Genomic DNA, 19,722 nt, shown 5'->3' on the forward strand with positions numbered 1-19,722 from the left:
AGGTTACTTGTCTGAGGAGTCGTCGTGAAACGCATATTGGTTACAGGAGGCTGCGGCTTCATCGGCCGGCATGTCGCACAGGAACTCGTCGAGCAGGATTATTCGGTTCGCATCCTCGATGCGCTGCTGGAGCAGGTGCATGCAGGCGAAGCCGTCGCGCTTCCCGCCGGGACCGAACTGATCAAGGGTGATGTCCGAGACCGGGAGGCGGTCGCCAGTGCGCTGGAAGGTGTTGACGCGGTCATTCATCTGGCGGCGGAAGTCGGCGTCGGACAATCGATGTACGAGATCGCGCGCTATGTCGGCGCCAATGATCTCGGCACCGCAACGCTACTTGAAGCACTGATCAAGCACCCGGTCGAACGGATCGTCGTCGCCTCGTCGATGAGCGTCTATGGCGAAGGGCTCTATGCAACGCCAGACGGCCGGCGCATCGACAATGCCCGGCGCAAGGCGAGCGACATCAAAAGCGGGCAATGGAATCCGCTGTCGCCAGAGGGAGCCCCCCTCTCGCCGCTGCCGACGGACGAAGAAAAGCCGGTCGATCTCGCCTCGATCTATGCGCTGACAAAATACGCACAAGAACGCGCTGTGCTGATCTTCGGCGAGGCCTATGGCATCGATGCTGTCGCGTTGCGCCTGTTCAATGTCTTCGGCGCCGGCCAGGCATTGTCGAACCCCTATACCGGCGTGCTGGCCAACTTCGCTTCGCGTCTCGCCAACGGCCAACGGCCAATGATCTTCGAGGATGGCGAACAGAAGCGCGATTTCGTCCATGTGCATGACGTCGCCCGCGCCTTTCGCCTTGCACTGCAGCAACGCCAGGCAAAGGGTCATGTCATCAACATCGGCAGCGGCCGAGCCTACGCGATCAGCGAAGTCGCACGATTGCTGGCCGAGGCCATGGGGACACCGAACCGCTCGCCCGAACTGCTCGGCAAAGCGCGCTCCGGCGATATCCGCAACTGCTTCGCCGATATTTCCAAGGCCCGTGAGCTGCTCGGTTTCGAGCCGGTGCGGCAACTGGAGAATTCGCTCGGCGATTTCGTTTCCTGGGTGCGTAACACGTCCGCCGTCGACCGCGGCGCCGACATGAAACGCGAGCTCGAAGAACGCGGGCTGGTGTCATGAACACACGCAATCGACGCGACGCGCCGGTCGCCATCGTCGGCGGCAGCGGCTTCATAGGATCGAACCTCGCCGACAGCCTGTTGTCGGATGGCGAACCGGTGCTGGTGATCGACAATCTCAGCCGTCCGGGCGTCCAGCAGAACCTTGAATGGCTGGCACAAAAACACGCCAGTCGCCTCACGGTGGAGACCATCGACGTGCGGGACGCCAACGCCTTGGCGCCGGCTCTGACGGGTTCAAAGGCAATTTTCCATCTGGCCGCGCAAACCGCCGTCACCACAAGCCTGGTCCAGCCGGGCGAGGATTTCGACATCAACCTTCGCGGAACATTCAACGTACTGGAGGCGGCGCGACTGAGCGGTGAGTGTATTCCTGTTGTCTTCGCCAGCACCAACAAGGTCTATGGCAGCCTGCCCGACGTCGCGGTCCGCGAGGACGGCGACCGCTATGTGCCTTGCGACACCGTCATCCAGGCGAACGGCATCGATGAGGCTCGGGGCCTGGACTTCTGCACGCCCTACGGTTGCTCCAAGGGCGCGGCGGACCAGTATGTGCTCGACTACGCCAAATCCTACGGCATGCCGACGGCGGTGCTGCGGATGAGTTGCATCTATGGACCGCGCCAGTTCGGAACCGAGGACCAGGGCTGGGTCGCGCACTTCCTGCTCAGCGCGCTGACGGGACGCCCCATCACCATTTACGGTGACGGCAGGCAAGTGCGCGATATCCTGCATGTTTCCGATGCCGTCGCCGCCTACAGGGCCGTACTCGACCACATCGAGACGACCAAAGGCCAGGCATTCAATCTTGGCGGCGGCCCGGAAAATGCGCTCAGCCTGCGCACGCTGTTGAGCGAGATCCGTGGCCTGACCGGCCATGAGCTTTCAATCCGCCATGATGGCGAACGCACCGGCGACCAGCCCTTCTTCGTCGCCGACACCCGCAAGATCAAAACCGCGCTTGGCTGGATGGCCCAGGTTTCATGGCGCGAAGGCGTCCGCGACCTAGCCGACTGGCTGCAGCGCCACCGGCTCGAGCCTCACCCCGAAGCCGTGAGGTACGTCGCATGAAAATCGCTCTGGTAAACCCATTCTGGACCTACGACGACAGCATCTATTTCGGCTGCCGCCAACCACATCTGCCGCTGGAACTCGGCTATTCGAAGGCCCTGCTCGAAGCCGCCGGACATGAGGTGCTGATGCTGGATGGTCAGTTGCAGAAGCTCGACAATTCCGGTCTTTGCGAGCGGGTGGCCGATTTCGCCCCGGCAATGACTGTCGTCAGTACCGCGCCGACCTATCTGTTCTGGCGCTGCGCACCGCCGGAATTGCGCGTGCCGGCCGATTTCCTCAACCTTCTCGCCGGGCGCGGTGGACGCACGGTCGCCGTCGGGCCGCACGGCTCGGCCACGCCGGCGCCAACCTTGCGCAAGCTCGGCGTCGACATCGTCGTGCGCGGCGAATGCGAAGAAGTCGTCGAGCAACTTGCCCGGCGCGACGATTGGAGCGCAGTGCCCTCAACCGCTTATCTGCGGGATGCCAGGGTGGTTTCGAACGGCGGCGTCCACGCCAGCTCGTTTGTCGATCATCCACCCCTCGAATGGCCTGCGGACTGGATCGCAGCCCATTCGCATCACCATCACAGGTTCGATGACAATCAGGTCGGGTTCGGTGCGGAAGTCGAGGCATCGCGCGGCTGTCCCTACAATTGCAGCTTCTGCGCCAAGATCGATTTCCGTGATGCCTATCGCCGTCGAAACCACCAAGCGGTGGTCGCGGAGATCGATCGGCTGATTGCCCAAGGTGTCGGGTACATCTACTTCATCGACGAAATCTTCCTGCCGCAAAAAGCGCTGCTGGAAGCCTTGGTCGATCGCAATGTGAAATTCGGCATACAGACCCGCATCGATCTGTGGAAGCCCGAGCTGCTGGAATTGCTGGGCGCCGCAGGCTGCGTCTCCATTGAAGCGGGGCTCGAAAGCCTGACGGTTGAAGGCCGGGCGATGCTGGCCAAGCGCTGCCGGCTGGGCACCGAGGAACTTGCCGCGCTGCTCGTCGATGCTAGACGTCACGTTCCATTCGTTCAAGCCAATCTGATCGGCGTGGTCGAGGATGATCCCGCCCTGGTCGAGCACTGGCGAACCCACCTGATCGACCACGGCGTATGGGCCAATGAACCTGTTCCGCTTTATCCGTATCCGAGTTCGCCCAGCTATCGCGAGCTTTGGGGCGAACCCGACGACCTTGCCTGGGAGCGCGCCCATGACCACTATCTCGCATCCTTCCAGAAATTCAGTGACATCCAGGAGAAGCGGCCCCGGCCGCTGGCGGAACTGGAGGCGACATGTTGCGGACACTGACGCCGCGCTCGTGGCGCATCCTGATGACCGTCGATGCCGTGGGCGGCGTATGGCGCTATGCGCTTGATCTGGCAAGGGAACTTGTGAACGGCGGCGACAGTGTGGTGCTTGCCGGGCTCGGTCCCCAGCCGACGAGGCAGCAGGCTGCGGAGGCAGAGGCTTTCACCAGGCTGATCTGGTTGAACACGCCGCCGGATTGGATGACCCACAACGGCGGCGACCTGGATGCGTTACCGCGAGAATTGCTTGCGCCCATGCGCGACCACGCCATCGACCTAGTCCATTTCAATGCTCCGACGCAGGCGGCGGGATTCGATGCGCCGTGCCCAGCCGTGGCGGTCTCCCATTCCTGCGTGACGACATGGTTCCACGCCGTCAGGAAACAGGCAGTGGATGGCGCATGGGCCTGGCAGAAGGAGCGCAACAGGCGTGGCTTCAATCGGGCCGACGCAGTCATCGTGCCGAGCCGCAGCCACGCCGACATGCTTGAGACCTGCTACGGCCCGATCGCGCGTCTGAGTGTGGTGGGAAATAGTGCCAGTCCGGTGCCGAAGGCCGAAAAGCGCCAACCGCTCGTCTTCGCCGCTGCCCGCTGGTGGGACGAGGGGAAGAATGCGGCGGTGATCGACCAGGCCGCGTCGCTGACGCAATGGCCCGTCTTTGCCGCCGGTTCGATGCACGGTCCGAACGGCGGGCGTACCAGCTTCAGCTATGCTGTTCCTCTGGGAGCACTGCCGTCTCACGAGGTGCGCTCCTTGATGGCGCGCGCCGGCATTTTCGTGTCGCCGTCGATCTATGAGCCATTCGGTCTGGCCGCGCTGGAAGCTGCCATGTCGGCGACGCCCCTGGTGCTTTCCGACATCGCAACCTATCGCGAACTATGGGACGGGGCCGCGATGTTCTTTGACGCGCGCAATCCGCACGACCTCGCTGCCGGCCTCAATCGTCTTTCCAGCGATGCCGAACTCAGGCGAGAGCTCGGCCAGGCAGCGATGCGACGGAGCCGCCGGTTTACACTGGCCAGGCAAGCGGCAGCCATGCGAGGCGTCTACGACAAGGCGGCCCTGGCTATGGCGGGGCGTTGACCATGCGCTTTTTGTTCTACACCCACTCGGTCGTATCCGACTGGAACCACGGCAATGCCCATTTCCTGCGCGGTATCATGCGGGATCTGATCGCGCGCCAGCACCAGGCAGTCGCGCTGGAGCCGTCCGACGGCTGGAGCCGTTCGAACCTGTTGGCCGAGAAGGGATCCTTCGCCATCGAACGCTTCCGCAAGGATTTCCCAGAGTTGATGCCGGTGACCTACGATGCCGGGTTCGATCACGAGGCCTGGATCGCCGAGGCCGACGTTGTGATCGTTCATGAGTGGACGGATCCGGAGCTTGTCGCACGCATCGGCCGTGCCCGGGCCGCTGGCGGCAACTTCATCCTTCTGTTTCATGACACCCATCACCGGGCCGTATCGGCGACCGAGGCAATCTCGGCGCTACGGTTGGAGCACTATGACGGCGTCCTCGCCTTTGGCGAAGCGTTGCGCGAGAGCTATCTGCGCGCCGGCTGGGGCAAGCGCGTCTTCACCTGGCATGAAGCCGCGGACGATCGCCTGTTCAAGCCGCACCCAGGGATCCATCCCATGTCCGATCTGGTCTGGATTGGAAACTGGGGCGACGATGAGCGGACTGCCGAACTCAAGGAATTTCTGATCGAGCCAGTACACGATCTCGGTCTCGAGGCCACTGTTCACGGCGTACGCTACCCCAAGCCCGCACTTGCGGACCTGGCCGCCGCCGGACTGCGCTATGATGGATGGATCGCCAATGCCGATGTGCCGAAGGCGTTCGCCGCGCATCGTGTCACCGTTCACATCCCACGGCGCCCCTATCGTGAGGGATTGCCTGGAATTCCGACGATCCGGATGTTCGAGGCGCTCGCCTGCGGCATTCCGCTGATTTCAGCGCCCTGGTCCGATGTCGAGCAGTTGTTCAGGCCCGGCGTCGACTTCCTGTTTGCGGAGAACGGCTCTCAGATGCGCCAACACTTGCGGGCGGTATTGGCCGATGCGGATTTCGCGGCTTCCCTGGTGGCTTCGGGCCTCGAGACCATTCGCTCCCGGCATACCTGCCAGCACCGCGTTGACGAGCTGTTCCGCGTGCTCACGGCATGCACGACCGAACATACCATCAACAACACCACCGCAAAGGAAGCCGCCGCATGAAGATGGCATTCTACGGATCGAGTCTTTTGTCGTCCTACTGGAACGGTGCCGCAACTTACTATCGCGGGTTGCTGAAGGCGCTTTCCCAATTGGGCTACGAAATCACCTTCTATGAACCCGACGTCTACGACCGGCAGAAGAATCGCGACATCGAGGCGCCTGACTGGTGCACTGTCGTCGTTTATGAAGCGACCCAGCACGCGCTGATGCAGGTCGCGGCACGTGCCGCCAGCGCCGACATCGTCGTCAAGGCGAGTGGCGTCGGTTTCGAGGATGAGGCGCTGCTGCGCGCCGTTCTCGACCACGCCCGCAGCGACGCGCTGGTGGTATTCTGGGACGTGGACGCTCCGGCAACCCTTGCCCAGTTGCGCGACGAACCGGACCATCCGCTCCATAGCGCCCTGCAAGAAATCGACCTTGTGCTGACCTATGGAGGCGGTGACCCCGTCGTATGGGCCTACCGTGCCATGGGGGCGAACGAATGCGTGCCGATCTACAATGCGCTCGATCCCCAAACGCATTATCCGGTCACCAGCAATGCGCGTTTCGCTTGCGATCTGGCGTTCCTTGGCAACAGGCTGCCGGATCGTGAGGCACGGGTCGAAGCGTTTTTCCTCGATCCCGCATGCCAGCTGCCGAAACAGCGTTTTCTGCTCGGTGGATCGGGCTGGGGGGACAAGCCGCTTCCCGCCAATGTCGGCTGGCTCGGTCACGTCGGCACCCGGGATCACAATGCCTTCAACGTCACACCCAAGGCGGTTCTGAACATCAGCCGCGACAGCATGGCCGTAAACGGTTTTTCACCGGCCACGCGTGTCTTCGAGGCGGCCGGCGCCGGCGCCTGCCTCATCACCGATGCGTGGCTGGGCGTGGAACTGTTCCTGAAACCAGGCGAGGAGATCCTGGTGGCGCGCGACGGCGGCGATGTCGCCGAGATCATGTGCTCGCTGACCTCCAGTCGGGCAAAGGCAATCGGCCAGGCCGCACTTTGCCGCGTGCTGGCCGATCACACCTACGCGTTGCGGGCGGAGGTAGCCGATGCAGTCTTCAAACGTCACTTCGAGCAGGGGACCGTGGAGGCAGCGGAATGACCAAGCAATTGGACATCGTCTTTCTTGGCCTGTCGCTGTCCTCATCCTGGGGAAACGGCCACGCCACGACGTTTCGAGGCCTGCTGAAAGGTCTGCACGAACTCGGCCACCGCGTGACCTTTCTGGAGCGCGAGGTGCCGTGGTACGCAAACCACCGCGATCTGCGCGATCCGGATTTCTGCGCCTTGCGCTACTACGAAACCACCGCGGAGTTACAACGCGACTACGCCCGGTGCCTGGAGCAGGCCGACATCGTCGTCATCGGCTCGTTCGTGCCGGAAGGGCGCGTGGTCATCGACATCGTCGCTTCACTTTGCAAAGGGCGCTTCTGCTTTTACGACATCGACACGCCGGTGACCGTGGCGCAGCTTTCAGCCGACGATTGCGATTATCTGAGCTGGCGGCAGATTCCTTACTTCGACGTCTACTTCTCGTTCACCGGCGGGCCGATGCTTGGCCGTCTGGTGGAGGACTTCGGCGCGCGCCGCGCCGAGCCGCTCTACTGCTCGGTCGACCCGGAACGGCACCACCGGACCGGCGATCCGATCCGCTGGGATCTCGGCTATCTCGGCACCTACAGTGCCGACCGGCAGGCAACGCTGAACGCGCTGCTGCTCGAGCCCGCACGGCATATGCCGGACCGGCGTTTCGTCGTGGCCGGCTCGCAATACCCATCCGACATCATCTGGCCGGACAATGTCGAACGTATCGAACATCTGCCGCCCGCCGATCATGCCGCGTTCTACAGCCGTCAGCGCTACACGCTGAACGTCACACGCAGTTCCATGATCGCCGCGGGATGGTCGCCCAGTGTGCGCCTGTTCGAAGCGGCGGCTTGCGGCACGCCCATCATCAGCGATCGCTGGCCAGGGCTCGACAGATTCTTTCCCGCTTCCGCGATCCACACCGCCGGGGAAACGGACGATGTCGTCGAGATCCTCTTCGGCGAGTCCGAGCGCACACGCCTCGCCATGGCCCGCCGGGCCCGCGAACGCGTCCTCGCATCCCACACCGGTGCGGCCAGGACCCGCGAATTCGTGGCGGCGTTGACACAGCCAAGGGCGGCGGCCCTCGATTTCGACATCGGAAGCGCAGCATGACCAGCAGACAGGAGAAAACGGCGATGCGACAAACACGAAACGCGCGAAGGGCAAAGGCAGTGCTTGTTGCCGGCGGTGCGGGATTCCTCGGTTCGCATCTTTGCGAAACATTGCTCCGCAACGGCTGGCGCGTGATCTGCGCCGACAATTTTCTGACTGGGCGCATGGAGAACATCATCTCGATCATGGACCATCCGGGTTTCCGGTTGATCGAGCAGGATATCTGCCGGCCATTGGATCTCGGCGAGCCCGTGGAGCGTATCTTCAACCTGGCATGCGCTGCCTCGCCGCCGCGTTACCAGGCCGACCCTATCCACACCACGCGAACCTGCGTGATTGGAACGCTCAACCTGCTCGAACTCGCTGTCCGATATGACGCGCGGTTGCTACAGGCCTCGACGAGCGAAGTGTATGGCGATCCGGAACAGCATCCCCAGAGGGAGGATTATGTCGGCCATGTGAACTGCACCGGTCCGCGCGCCTGCTACGACGAGGGCAAACGCACCGCCGAAACGCTTTGCTTCGACTATCTGAGAGCCGGCAAAGCCGACGTGCGCGTCGCGCGCATCTTCAACACCTACGGCCCGAGAATGGATCCGGCGGACGGCCGCATCGTCTCGAACCTGATCATGCAGGCGCTCGAGAAACGTCCCCTGACGATCTTCGGCGACGGCTTGCAGACGCGATCCTTCTGCTATGTCTCCGATCAGATCGATGGATTGAGGCGCCTGATGGATATCGATCCCAATCCAGGCAAGCCGGTCAATCTGGGCAATCCCGGAGAATTCACCATCGTGCGACTGGCTGCGTTGGTGAAGGCGATGACGGGTACCAAATCGGATCTGAGATTTCTACCGCTGCCGCAAGACGATCCTCGGCGCAGGCAGCCCGATATTTCGCGTGCAAAAGCGCTGCTCGGCTGGACGCCGAAGGTGCCCCTCAACGAAGGGCTCAAGCTGACGATCGATTATTTCGCAGCTCTCGAAGGCAGCCGCATCGGCGATCAGATGACGGGCTTTGCCAAAAGAGCGAGGCCCGCACCCGGAGGGCTGCAGAACCTTCCGGCGTGATGCGAGATGGCGCCGAACCTTTCCCGAGATCGTGCGGAACATCCGCCCAGGCTTGTGGTTTGGCAGGAGGACCCGATACGGAGGATCACCCTCATGCAACCCAAGCGCCCCTCGAGGGATATCGACCAGATGGCCGAACGCGAGACCGCTGCCTATCTGCGGCGCGCCTCGATTACCTATCTCGAGTGCTGCGTCAGTCTGATGATGACGCATCTTCAGCGCGAGGAAGTGGCCACTATTCTCGAGCAGGAAGCAGACATGCTGCGAAGGCTGGACTGATCGGAACGATCATATCCGGCATTCGTCCAGGAACCGTATCAGCGGCATCCTATATCGGTCTGCCATCTCGGCCAGCCTTGTTTTTTCCCCGCCGTTTTCGGATTGCGCAGCCGTGCTCCAGAGCCCGAGTTGGAATGCCAAATAGCATGGTTCGAAAAAGCCGATGTGGTCATGGTCGATGGCAAGTTCCATTCCCTCGACCAAGGTCCTCACATCGCTGTCGGACAGTCCATACTCGACGCGGGCGCCGGCAATGTCCCACTCAATCGGTTGGCAGCCGATCAAATCATGTGCCCGGCAGTGGTCAACAGCATCTGTCTTGAGCACCGTGCCATCTGCACGAACGAGAAACTCCCACGGTTGAAGCTTTCCGTCGATTTCAACGCGCTGCAGCACATGCGCGGAGGTCCGTTTCGAGAGCCAACCGCGCAACGTCGCTGCGCGTTTCTCGTCCAAGGCTTCCGAGGCATTGGAAACAGCCATCTCCGCGAGCGCAAGCAATGATGCACCCGGTTCGCAAGTTCGAAGATTGAGCGCACGCCAGGTCAGGTAGTTTGTGAGCTCCGCGATCAGTTTTTCCCTGGGCAGCGGCGCCTGATCCATCGTGCTGCCATCAATCCACCGTTCAACCAGAAAGCCATGGCAAAGCGCGACAACTTGCGATCCGAACCCGGCTTCGTGCAACATCGCCGCGGCTCGTTTCTTGCGCGGTCCGGTTTCGCCGAGGCCGGCGAATTTGACAAGCCAGCGGTCACGCCCGGCGGACGCCAGGAATTTACGCCGCTCGGCGCCGCGTCGGCTCGGCGGCCAGCGCCCTTCGTCGGCGTAGTGGGCGGCCCGCCACTCGCCACCAGATAGTTCGGTCAGGTTTAATTCCGGCCTGCCGACCGCCTCGGCCACCCAATCGCGCAGCGTGGGAATTTTCGAGCTTTCGGAGAAGGTGCATTCAAACGCCGTCGCCACATGTTTCGGACAGCGCGACCACGTTTCCCGAGCCTCCGGCGACGCTTCGCTGCCCGGGCCGCCTGAATGGCTGGGAAACAGGTGAATGCGGTCCGTATCGACATCCAGTTCACGCAGCCAAACGACAACGGCATGCATCGAACTGCCGGACAGGCCGGGACCCTCGTCGACAACGGCGAAACGCGCCGATGGATTGTTCTTCCAGGCGGTGATCGACCGCGGATCGGCGTTGATGTGCCTGTGGAAGGGATGGCCGATCGGACGAACGCTGAATGGCGCCGGCGCGCCAATCGAGGCCGCCACCATAGCTGCGAGCCCAAGGCCAATGCTGCGGACACCGATAACGCATGTGTTCGCATCGAGCCCCGACTTCTGCGCCGCGTCCAAATAGCTTTCGGGATAAAGCGCATAATGCGCATAACCCTCGGCGGAGCCGGTCAGAACCTCGGCCTGACAGTCGAGCCCGGCCAGTAGCTTAAGAAGTCCCGGATCGATGCCACCGCCAACGTTGAAACCGCTTCGCCACGACTTCGCTACCTCTGCCGCAAGTCCGACCAGCAGCCTGGCGCCTTGCTGTTGCCGTGGCGAAAAAATGTCGATGCCGCAGGTTCCGAAATCGACGTCGGCAAGCGCCTGAACCAGCTCCGACACGCTGATGAACAGTCCGACCAATGCAGCATGGCGTCGGATGCCATGAGACATCCGATCAAGTCTTACGGCCATTTCGCCTGCTGCTTCGCGAAGTTGTTGTGCGTCCTGCGTCCGCTTGTGGTCGCCGTAGACGATCATCGATCGGTTTCCAATGCTTGCCGTGCGGGAACGCATCGGATGCGGCTTCGATCCATGCTGTCTCGCGCAATTTTTCGATGGGTGGAGGAACATTCCGGCAAGCTGATGGTTCGGCGCCAGGAACTTACCTTTGAACAACATAGGGTGGCGGTTTCGTGGGATCGAAAAAGGTTCGTGTTGGTATCGTTGGGGTCGGCAATTGCGCATCCTCCCTGGTGCAGGGCCTCTCGTTCTATCGTCACGCTAAAAGCAACGAACCAATCCCTGGGCTGATGCATGCCGACCTCGGCGGTTACCATGTCGACGACATCGAGATTGTCTGCGCATTCGATGTCGCCAAGAGCAAGGTTGGTCTCGACGTCGCGGAGGCGATCTACGCCGCCCCCAACAACACGTTCCGCTTTGCCGACGCCATGACAACCGGCGTTCGCGTCGAGCGCGGACCGACGCTGGACGGGATCGGCAAATATTTGCGCGACGAGATTGAAGAAGCTCCCGAGCCGGTTGCCAATGTCACCGAGATCCTGCGTGACAGCAGCGCTGACGTGCTGGTTTCCTACCTGCCGGTGGGTTCCGAGGAGGCGACCTGCTTCTATGCCGAATGCGCACTCGAGGCCGGCTGCGCCTTCGTCAATTGCATACCGGTCTTTATCGCGTCACGTCCGGAATGGCGACGGCGCTTTGAGCAGCGCGGGCTGCCGCTGGTCGGCGACGACATCAAGAGCCAGGTCGGCGCGACCATCGTGCATCGGTTGCTAGCCAATCTCTTCCGTGAACGCGGCGTACGCATCGACCGCACCTATCAACTGAATTTCGGCGGCAACACCGATTTTCTCAACATGCTGGAACGCGAGCGGCTGGAATCGAAGAAAATCTCCAAGACACAGTCCGTGGCCAGCCAGTTCGATGTTCCCCTGGAGCCGGGCAACATCCATGTCGGCCCGAGCGACCATGTGCCTTGGCTCACCGATCGCAAGTGGGCCTATATAAGGGTCGAAGGCACGACCTTCGGCGGCGTACCGCTCAATGCCGAGCTCAAGCTGGAGGTCTGGGATTCGCCCAACTCGGCCGGCGTGGTGATCGATGCGGTACGCTGCGCCAAGCTGGCGCTCGATCGCGGCATAGCTGGCGCGCTGACCGGTCCCTGCAGCTATTTTATGAAGTCGCCTCCCGAACAGTTCACCGACGCCGAAGCGCGGCAGCGCACGCTCGCTTTTATCGCAGGCAAGGACGAGCCTTTGCTCGATGCCGCAGAATGACGACGACCTTCTTTCTGATCCGCCATGCGGCACACGAAAATGTCGGCTCCTATCTGGCAGGCCGTATGGACGGCGTTTGCCTCGGCGATGCCGGTAAGGCGCAGGCAACGCAGCTTGGCTGCCGCATGGCCCGGGAGCCCATCGTCGCGATCTTGTGCAGCCCGCGCGAGCGTACCCGAGAGACGGCGCTGCCAGTTGCGCTCGCCTGCGGTGTCGGAGAAATCGCGATCTGCGCCGAACTTGACGAGATCGACTTCGGCGACTGGTCGGGAAAGACTTTCGATGAGCTGAATGGCGACGCCAGCTGGCGAGCCTGGAATGATCAGCGGCAAGTGGCAAGGACACCGAGTGGCGAGACCATGCACGATGTCCAGCAGCGCGTCGTCGCGGTGATGAATGCTGTCCACGAGCAGCATCCGAATCAGTGTGTCGCCCTGGTCAGCCACGCCGATGTGATCAAGGCCGCCGTCTGCAAGGTCCTTGGCTTGCCGGCCGGCGACTGCTTTCGCTTCGACATCGATCCCGCTTCGATCACGACGATCGTGTCGGGGGACTGGGGGGCGAAGCTGATCCGATTGAACGAAGTTGCCTGACGAGGATTTGCCGGATGCAGATGGTCATTTTCGGTCTTACCGTCACGTCTTCATGGGGCAACGGCCATGCCACCTTATGGAGGGGACTGATCCGAGCCCTCGCCCGGCGCGGCTGGTCCGTTACCTTCTTCGAACGCGACACGCCCTACTATGCCGGAGCGCGCGATCTTGATCGCCTGGACGGCGGCAACGTCGTGCTCTACCCGGACTGGGAGGACATCCGCCGGGTCGCGGAGCAAACAGTCAAACAATCGGATGTCGTTATCGTCACCTCTTATTGTCCCGACGCCGTGGACGCCTCGCGGCTGGCACAGCAGGCAGGCCGCGGACTGCGTGTGTTCTACGATCTGGACACGCCGGTCACGCTTGCCCGCATCGAACAAGGTGAGCGTCCACCCTATTTCGGCCCTGAGGGTCTTGCCGATTTCGACCTCGTCCTGAGTTACACCGGCGGCTCGGCGGTCGACGCGCTGAAGACGGTTCTGGGTGCGCGCCATGTGGTGCCGCTCTATGGGCACGTCGATCCCGACCAACACCGGCCGGCAGAGAAGCGGGCCGAATTCGCCGGTGATCTGTCCTATCTCGGGACCTACGCGGCCGATCGCCAGGCCGGCGTCGAAAAGCTGCTGGTCCGCACCGCCGCGCGTCTACCGGATCAACGCTTCATCATCGGCGGCGCACAGTATCCGCAGGAATTCCCTTGGGGCGACAACATCTTCTTCGTCAGGCATCTGCCACCGGCCGATCATCCGGCGTTTTTCTCATCCTCCCGACTGACGCTGAATGTCACCCGCGAGGCGATGGTGCAAAAAGGCTGGTGTCCTTCGGGCCGGTTGTTCGAAGCGGCGGCATGCGGGGTGCCGATCATAACCGACACCTGGCCCGGCCTGAGCAGCTTCTTCGAACCCGGCAGCGAGATCCTGCTGGCCCACGACACCGATGACGTGGTCGCGGCGCTCGCCTTGCCGGCAGATGAACTCGATGCCATCAAAACCCGTGCGCGCGAACGGGTTCTGGACGAACACACTTCTGCCCGACGCGCGGCGGAGCTGGACCACATTCTAAACGACGCCTTTCAAAGATCTCCCGGCGAACCGATGATGGAAGCAGTCTGATGTTGGGCATCGTGCCCGCTGCCGGGCGCGGCAGCCGCATTCAACCGCTCGGCTTCTCGAAAGAGCTGCTGCCGGTAGGCAGTCGGATCGATGGACAGACGGAGCGTCCCTGCGCGGTGAGCGAGTACCTGGTGCGGCGGATGGTGCGCGCCGGCGTCGACAAGATCTGTTTCATCATCGGATCGGGCAAATCCGATATTCTCGAATATTACGCTGCCGGCTATGGTGACGCTGCGGCTCTGTTCGTGGTGCAGCCCAACCCCGTTGGACTTTGCGATGCGATTTTTCGGGCAGCGCCTCTCGTCGCGCCCGACGAGACGGTTTTGATTGGTTTGCCCGATACGATCTGGTTCCCCGAGGACGGCTTCTCCTGCCTGCCGAATAGTTCCCTATCGTTTCTGCTCTTCCCGGTGGACCGCCCGGAATTTTTCGATGCCGTGGTTCTCGACGAGGGAGATCGGGTGAAGGAAATTCAGGTCAAGCGGCAAGACGCTGCCACGAACTGGATCTGGGGGGCGTTCAAGATGCCGGGCCGGATCTTGCACCAGCTCGCTGCACTCTGGCGTGAACGGGACCGGCGTGACGAATATATCGGCACCCTGATCAATGCCTATCTGGCTGCCGGCGGTGAAGCCTACGGTGTCAGGGCCGGAGTCTCCTACGTCGATGTCGGCACCTTCAACGGCTATCGCACGGCTCTTCGGCTGCTCGAAGAGGGCGTCGCATCCGAACAACGCCAAACCGCCATGCTTGTGGGTGGAGCACACCCGCATGTGCCTGTCGTTCCCGGCGAAGGAGCCTGACCATGCTGCATTCCCATGCCGAAATCCGCCGCCGTATCGATGCTCTCGGCCCATGGTTCCACAACATGGAACTGGCCGGTGTCGAAACCGCTCCCAACCATTTTCTCGGCAATTACCCGCTGATCAAATGGCGCAAATTCGCCGAGGCCATTCCCGCGGATCTGACAGGCAAGACGGTGTTGGATATCGGCTGCAATGCCGGCTTCTATTCCATCGAGATGAAACGGCGAGGTGCTGCCCGTGTCCTCGGCATTGATTTCGATGAGGCTTATCTGGCGCAGGCCCGCTTTGCCGCCGAGATCGCCAATTGCGAGATCGAATTCCAGAAACTGTCGGTCTACGACGTCGGCGCCCTGCGCGAAACATTCGATATCGTGCTGTTCATGGGGGTGCTTTATCACTTGCGCCACCCGTTGCTTGCGCTCGACCTTATCCGTGAGCATGTCGCCGGTGATCTGATGATCTTCCAGTCCATGCAGCGCGGCAGCACCGATCTTCCCGAGATGGAAGAGAACTATCATTTCTGGACGCATGACCTGTTCGACCGGCCGGAATTTCCCAAGCTCCATTTCATCGAGCACCGCTATGCCGACGACCCGACCAACTGGTGGATACCCAATCGAGCCTGCACCGAAGCGATGCTGCGCAGCGCCGGTTTCGAGATCGTTCTGCACCCTGAGCAGGAGGTCTATTTCTGCCGGGCCGCAGGCGACCCGGCCAGTGGCGGTCCCGTCTACCCCTCGAAAGGACAGCGCCATGATTGAAGCCGCGATGATCTGGAACGAGCCCAACAACAAATCGCATTGGGATCCCGAGCTCGACCCCGACTGGAGCCGCTTCGCCAGGATGGCAATCCTGGCGGCGGACGCAATCGCATCTGAAAACCCGGCTTTGACCAAAGTGCTCGGTGGCATCTCGCCGATAGACCCGGGATTCATCACCCGCATGAAGGAATTCGGCGTGCTGGATCATGTCGACGCCGTCGCCGTGCACGGCTTTCCGCTCGACTGGAACCTGTGGCAAATCCAGGAATGGCCGCAGAAGATCGGCGAGATCGCGACCGTCACCGACCTTCCCATCTGGGTCAGCGAAGTCGGCGTATCGACCTTCGGCGCCGAGGAAATCCAGGTCTGGGGGCTCAAGCGAACAGCTGAATTGCTGCTCGGCAATGCACCACGCGTCCAGTGGTACAGCCTCTACGATCTTCCGCGTGAATGGGAAGCAACGACGCGTCACCGCGAAGCCGAAGGCTCCTCTTATTACCGTCATTTCCATATGGGGCTGCTGCGCCAGGACGGCACGCCAAAGCCCGCGCTCGAGGAATTCCTGCGCTATACACCCGCAATGGGTCTGGTGCAGTGGTTTCATTTCGAAGATCCGCGGCTGGACGACGCTGTCGCCTGGATGAAGCGGCTGGGTGTCACCAATATGCGTACCGGGCTTTCCTGGGCGGACAGTTTTCGGCCGAATGCGCTGGACTGGTTCGACCGGCAGATGGAAGCACTCGCCGATTTCGACGTGACGGTCACCTTCTGCTTCACACCTCAGCATCGCGGAATGATGCCCCACCACACCAGCCCGCCACTGGTGCCGGAGGAGTTCGCGGAATTCTGCTCAACCATGATCCGCCGCTATGCGCCTGGCATGACATCCGCCTCGCTCCCCACGCGGCGGGCCTCGGCCGCATGAAATCGTCATGCTGCCCATGCATCAGATGCCGGACTTCGCGACACCACTGACAGGTGGGGATGCGGCGCAGGGCACCGGGACGCAACCGGCCGCGACACTCACCGTTCTCAATGTCGCCTACCCTCTCGCGCCCGTCGGACCCGACGCTGTCGGCGGTGCCGAACAGGTTCTGTCGATGCTCGATCGGGCATTGGTTCACGCCGGCCATCGATCTATCGTCATTGCTTGCCGTGGCTCCAGCACGAGCGGCACGCTTGTGGAAATACCGGCCGAAAACGGCATGCTCGACGAGGCGGCGAAGCGCCGCGCGCAAGAGGCCCATCGCAAAGCGATCGCCACTGCCCGCGCCCGATGGCCCATCGATGTGGTTCATCTGCACGGCATCGATTTCGACGCTTATCTGCCTGACGATGGTCCGACCTTGGTGACCCTCCACCTGCCGTTGGATTGGTATCCGGCCGCGGCATTGCGCCCGACGCGTGGCGACCTCTGGCTTCATGCGGTCTCGCCCAGCCAGCAGAAAACCGCGCCGTCAGGCGCCAGGCTGACGGCACCGATTCCGAACGGCGTCGACATCCAAGCACTGAACCTGCCGCAACCGAAGCGCGACTTTGCCCTGGTTCTGAGCCGGATTTGCCCGGAGAAGGGCATTCACCTGGCGCTCGATGCAGCCAAACTGGCAGGCGTTCCGCTCGTCGTCGGCGGTAAGGTCTATCCCTACGAAACGCATACGCGGTACTTTCGCGACGAGGTCCAATCTCGCCTCGATGGCCGCCGCCGCTTCCTTGGTCCGCTCGGCTTCACCGCCAAGCGACGCTTTCTCAACGCAGCGCGCTGTCTGGTCATTCCGAGCCTCGCAGCCGAGACCAGCTCGCTTGTGGCCATGGAGGCCCTCGCCTGCGGGACCCCGGTAGTCGCCTTTCCAAATGGTGCGCTTCCCGACGTCATAGAGCACGGCAGAACGGGCTTTCTCGTCGACACGGTCGACGAGATGGCCCAAGCCATTCTTGCGGCGCCCAGCTTGGATGCCGAGACATGCAGGGCGGAGGCGCGACGGCGATTTTCGCTGGAACGGATGATCTCGTCTTACATGGATGCCTATCAGGCGCTGGCACAGCTTGGCACTGGTCGCCGGCGCTTGGCTGCGACGCCGTGAGCAAAGCGGTGCTGCGCTGCGAAATCATCGGTGACCCCGCGCAGTTCGACGCCTTGACGCCGCACTGGTGGAAACTGTGGCAGCAGAGTCCCTCGGCGACGCCGTTTCAATCTCCCGCCTGGCTGGTGCCATGGTGGCACGCATTCGCACCCGGTGAACTGGCGACAGTCGCGGTCTGGCGCGGCGGCGATCTGGTCGGGCTGGCGCCGCTCTATCTCGAGCACGGGACGGCCGGTTCGAAGCTGCTTCCGGTCGGCATTTCGCTCAGCGACTATCTGGACATCCTGGCTGTCCCTGGGATCGAAGCCGAGGTTGTCGGCATTATCAGCGAGTCGATCTTCTCGATCGGGTGGGCGCAATGGATCTTGTCGGACTTGCCGCAGGACAGCGTCGCCCTTGCGATGAAGCATCCCGAGATGGATCGGCCGACCGCCCATGCCGCCTGCCCCGTGCTCGCCATCGCCGGCGACGAAACGCTGGCAGGCTGCGTCCCCGCAAGACGCAGACGCCAGTTGCGTCGGGCGCGCCAGGCGGCATCAAGATGCGGCGGGATTGCGCTGTCATCGGCATGCGGCAGTCCGCAAACCTTCCTCGATCAATTGATCCGCCTGCACAATGTGCGATGGGCCGAACACGGAGGGGGGGTGTTGGCCAACCCCGCCGTCGAGCAATTCCATCGGCTCTCGCTTCCCTTGCTCGATGCTCATGGTCTGGTGCGATGCTGGCTGCTCGCGATCGATGACAGGACCATCGGTGCCTATTACGGATTTCACCACCGCGGCCGTGCCTACGCTTATCTGGGTGGGTTCGACCCTGCTTATGCCGAGGAGAGCCCGGGCGCGATCCTGATTGGCCACGCAATCGTGGAGTCGATCCGCGAAGATGCGCGCGAGTTCGATTTCCTGCGCGGCCAGGAGGCCTACAAATATGGCTGGGGCGCCGCCGACAGGTGGACGATGCGCAGGGTCTGGACGCGGAGTTGACCCATGAGTGTAACCGCACCGAAAGGCGCCCAGCGCCGGACATCGGTCAGGCTGGCGGTTGAAGACTGCATGGCCGACGGTATTTGCGCCGAAGGTGTTCTCGTCAGGCTGGCGCTCCACCTGCCGCCCACAATTGGGGCAGCGGAATTGGCGGAGGTCGTGCTGAAAGTCCGTCCGGCGGATACCGGCGACGCGGCAAGATTGCGGAAGGTCGCCGGACTGCTGCGCTGCAAACCAGACGTCTTTGCCATGTTGCGAGCGACGGGCGGCGCCGTTCGCCATGAGCGCAATGAGGACGAGACGAATGCCGCTGTCGTCATGCGGCTGGCGTCCAGCTTCGATGCCGCGGCAGCGATTTCGGGAGCCGCGAGTGTCCAACTGGCATCCCTCGGCGATGAGGAAAGGCTCACAGCCACGACCAACGAAATCGTCGCATGGCTGGAAGGCCGAGAATTCACCGGAAGGGAACGGAGCATTCTCGACATCGGTTGCGGCATCGGCCGTTTCGAGCGTGCGCTGTGCAAATCCTTCAAGCGGATGGTCGGTATCGATATATCGTCGCGAATGATCTCCATCGCCTCAGAGCAATGCGCCGCACTCGGCAATGTCGAGTTACGACAAACCTCCGGTCTCGATCTGGCCGATTTCGACGATGCCAGTTTCGATTGCGTGCTGGCGGTCGACAGCTTTCCCTATCTGGTTCTGGCCGGCATGGCAGAGCGGCATTTCGAAGAAATTGCGCGCGTTCTGAAACGGCCGGGCTGGCTCGCCTTGCTGAACTATTCCTATCGCGGATCACTTTTCTCAGACCGCGACGATATCGGCCGTCTGGCGCAAGCTCATCAATTGCGGGTCCTCATCGACGGTGAGAAGCCGTTTCGATCATGGGATGGCAACGCTTTTTTGCTCGCTCGGTGAGACGGAACATTACAGCACGATGCCAGTTCGGACGTCGAGCAAAGGGCACCAACGAGTGTCCTCGATTCGAAGGAGGAGCGCGGGCTGGACGGCAATCGGATCAAGTCCGATGGATTACGCCGCTAATCGATTGCCGAAGGACTGAACGCCACCGCGCGGGCCTGTGGTCCGCGGGACGACCAAGGAGCAAGGAAATAAACCTGTGC

19 protein-coding genes are annotated in these 19,722 nt (G+C 62.2%); 18 read left to right on the top strand and 1 reads right to left on the bottom strand.

Annotated features, from left to right (window positions below):
- The first annotated feature begins 24 nt into the window (after positions 1-24).
- From M729_RS0132170 to M729_RS01000000136330, 9 genes are all read left to right on the top strand, one after another.
- A complete protein-coding gene (locus M729_RS0132170) occupies positions 25-1,131 on the top strand; it encodes an SDR family NAD(P)-dependent oxidoreductase (RefSeq protein WP_024502367.1) in 1,107 nt (368 codons plus the stop codon).
- The gene (locus M729_RS0132175) at positions 1,128-2,201 is read left to right on the top strand and encodes an NAD-dependent epimerase/dehydratase family protein (protein ID WP_027164017.1); all 1,074 of its coding nucleotides are present in this window, start codon (positions 1,128-1,130) and stop codon (positions 2,199-2,201) included. Before M729_RS0132170 ends, M729_RS0132175 begins: the two co-directional genes overlap by 4 nt.
- The gene (locus tag M729_RS0132180) at positions 2,198-3,490 is read left to right on the top strand and encodes a TIGR04295 family B12-binding domain-containing radical SAM protein (RefSeq protein ID WP_027164018.1); all 1,293 of its coding nucleotides are present in this window, start codon (positions 2,198-2,200) and stop codon (positions 3,488-3,490) included. The genes M729_RS0132175 and M729_RS0132180 overlap by 4 nt, the downstream gene beginning before the upstream one ends.
- 23 nt (positions 3,491-3,513) lie before the next feature.
- Positions 3,514-4,575 (top strand): glycosyltransferase family 4 protein, encoded by a 1,062-nt coding sequence (locus M729_RS0132185; protein ID WP_245267678.1) that lies wholly within the window; start codon positions 3,514-3,516, stop codon positions 4,573-4,575.
- 2 nt (positions 4,576-4,577) lie between these two features.
- Positions 4,578-5,708: a glycosyltransferase gene (locus tag M729_RS0132190; protein WP_027164020.1), complete on the top strand. Its 1,131-nt coding sequence runs from the start codon at positions 4,578-4,580 to the stop codon at positions 5,706-5,708.
- Complete coding sequence (locus M729_RS0132195) at positions 5,705-6,799, top strand: glycosyltransferase (RefSeq protein WP_027164021.1); 1,095 nt, start codon at positions 5,705-5,707, stop codon at positions 6,797-6,799. The genes M729_RS0132190 and M729_RS0132195 overlap by 4 nt, the downstream gene beginning before the upstream one ends.
- Positions 6,796-7,899, top strand: coding sequence for a glycosyltransferase (locus tag M729_RS0132200; RefSeq protein WP_027164022.1), 1,104 nt, complete (start codon positions 6,796-6,798; stop codon positions 7,897-7,899). The genes M729_RS0132195 and M729_RS0132200 overlap by 4 nt, the downstream gene beginning before the upstream one ends.
- Positions 7,900-7,922: 23 nt before the next feature.
- Complete coding sequence (locus M729_RS0132205; protein ID WP_013533199.1) at positions 7,923-8,969, top strand: UDP-glucuronic acid decarboxylase family protein; 1,047 nt, start codon at positions 7,923-7,925, stop codon at positions 8,967-8,969.
- A gap of 93 nt (positions 8,970-9,062) precedes the next feature.
- Entirely contained in the window at positions 9,063-9,248 is a 186-nt protein-coding gene (locus M729_RS01000000136330) for a hypothetical protein (RefSeq protein ID WP_013533200.1), read from the top strand.
- Positions 9,249-9,257: 9 nt separating this feature from the next.
- Here M729_RS01000000136330 and M729_RS0132215 read toward each other — a convergent pair whose 3' ends face one another.
- A complete protein-coding gene (locus M729_RS0132215) occupies positions 9,258-11,000 on the bottom strand; it encodes a hypothetical protein (protein WP_027164023.1) in 1,743 nt (580 codons plus the stop codon).
- 155 nt (positions 11,001-11,155) lie between these two features.
- Between M729_RS0132215 and M729_RS0132220 the strand changes: the two genes are divergently transcribed.
- From M729_RS0132220 to M729_RS0132260, 9 genes are read left to right on the top strand one after another with little or no spacing between them, the layout of a single operon-like run.
- A complete protein-coding gene (locus M729_RS0132220) occupies positions 11,156-12,259 on the top strand; it encodes a myo-inositol-1-phosphate synthase (protein ID WP_013533202.1) in 1,104 nt (367 codons plus the stop codon).
- Entirely contained in the window at positions 12,256-12,852 is a 597-nt protein-coding gene (locus M729_RS0132225) for a histidine phosphatase family protein (protein WP_013533203.1), read from the top strand. The genes M729_RS0132220 and M729_RS0132225 overlap by 4 nt, the downstream gene beginning before the upstream one ends.
- Positions 12,853-12,866: 14 nt before the next feature.
- The gene (locus M729_RS0132230) at positions 12,867-13,967 is read left to right on the top strand and encodes a glycosyltransferase (protein ID WP_027164024.1); all 1,101 of its coding nucleotides are present in this window, start codon (positions 12,867-12,869) and stop codon (positions 13,965-13,967) included.
- On the top strand, positions 13,967-14,770 hold the full coding sequence (locus M729_RS0132235; protein WP_027164025.1) for a sugar phosphate nucleotidyltransferase: 804 nt from the start codon (positions 13,967-13,969) through the stop codon (positions 14,768-14,770). Before M729_RS0132230 ends, M729_RS0132235 begins: the two co-directional genes overlap by 1 nt.
- Before the next feature lie 2 nt (positions 14,771-14,772).
- On the top strand, positions 14,773-15,534 hold the full coding sequence (locus M729_RS0132240) for a TIGR04290 family methyltransferase (RefSeq protein WP_013533206.1): 762 nt from the start codon (positions 14,773-14,775) through the stop codon (positions 15,532-15,534).
- Entirely contained in the window at positions 15,527-16,459 is a 933-nt protein-coding gene (locus M729_RS0132245) for a beta-xylosidase (RefSeq protein ID WP_027164026.1), read from the top strand. Before M729_RS0132240 ends, M729_RS0132245 begins: the two co-directional genes overlap by 8 nt.
- 7 nt (positions 16,460-16,466) lie before the next feature.
- Positions 16,467-17,615 (top strand): glycosyltransferase family 4 protein, encoded by a 1,149-nt coding sequence (locus tag M729_RS0132250; RefSeq protein ID WP_027164027.1) that lies wholly within the window; start codon positions 16,467-16,469, stop codon positions 17,613-17,615.
- The gene (locus tag M729_RS0132255) at positions 17,612-18,598 is read left to right on the top strand and encodes a GNAT family N-acetyltransferase (RefSeq protein ID WP_027164028.1); all 987 of its coding nucleotides are present in this window, start codon (positions 17,612-17,614) and stop codon (positions 18,596-18,598) included. Before M729_RS0132250 ends, M729_RS0132255 begins: the two co-directional genes overlap by 4 nt.
- A gap of 3 nt (positions 18,599-18,601) precedes the next feature.
- Entirely contained in the window at positions 18,602-19,516 is a 915-nt protein-coding gene (locus M729_RS0132260; RefSeq protein WP_027164029.1) for a class I SAM-dependent methyltransferase, read from the top strand.
- Positions 19,517-19,722: the final 206 nt, after the last annotated feature.

The organism is Mesorhizobium sp. WSM1293 (assembly GCF_000513875.1).
Lineage (GTDB): Bacteria > Pseudomonadota > Alphaproteobacteria > Rhizobiales > Rhizobiaceae > Mesorhizobium > Mesorhizobium ciceri.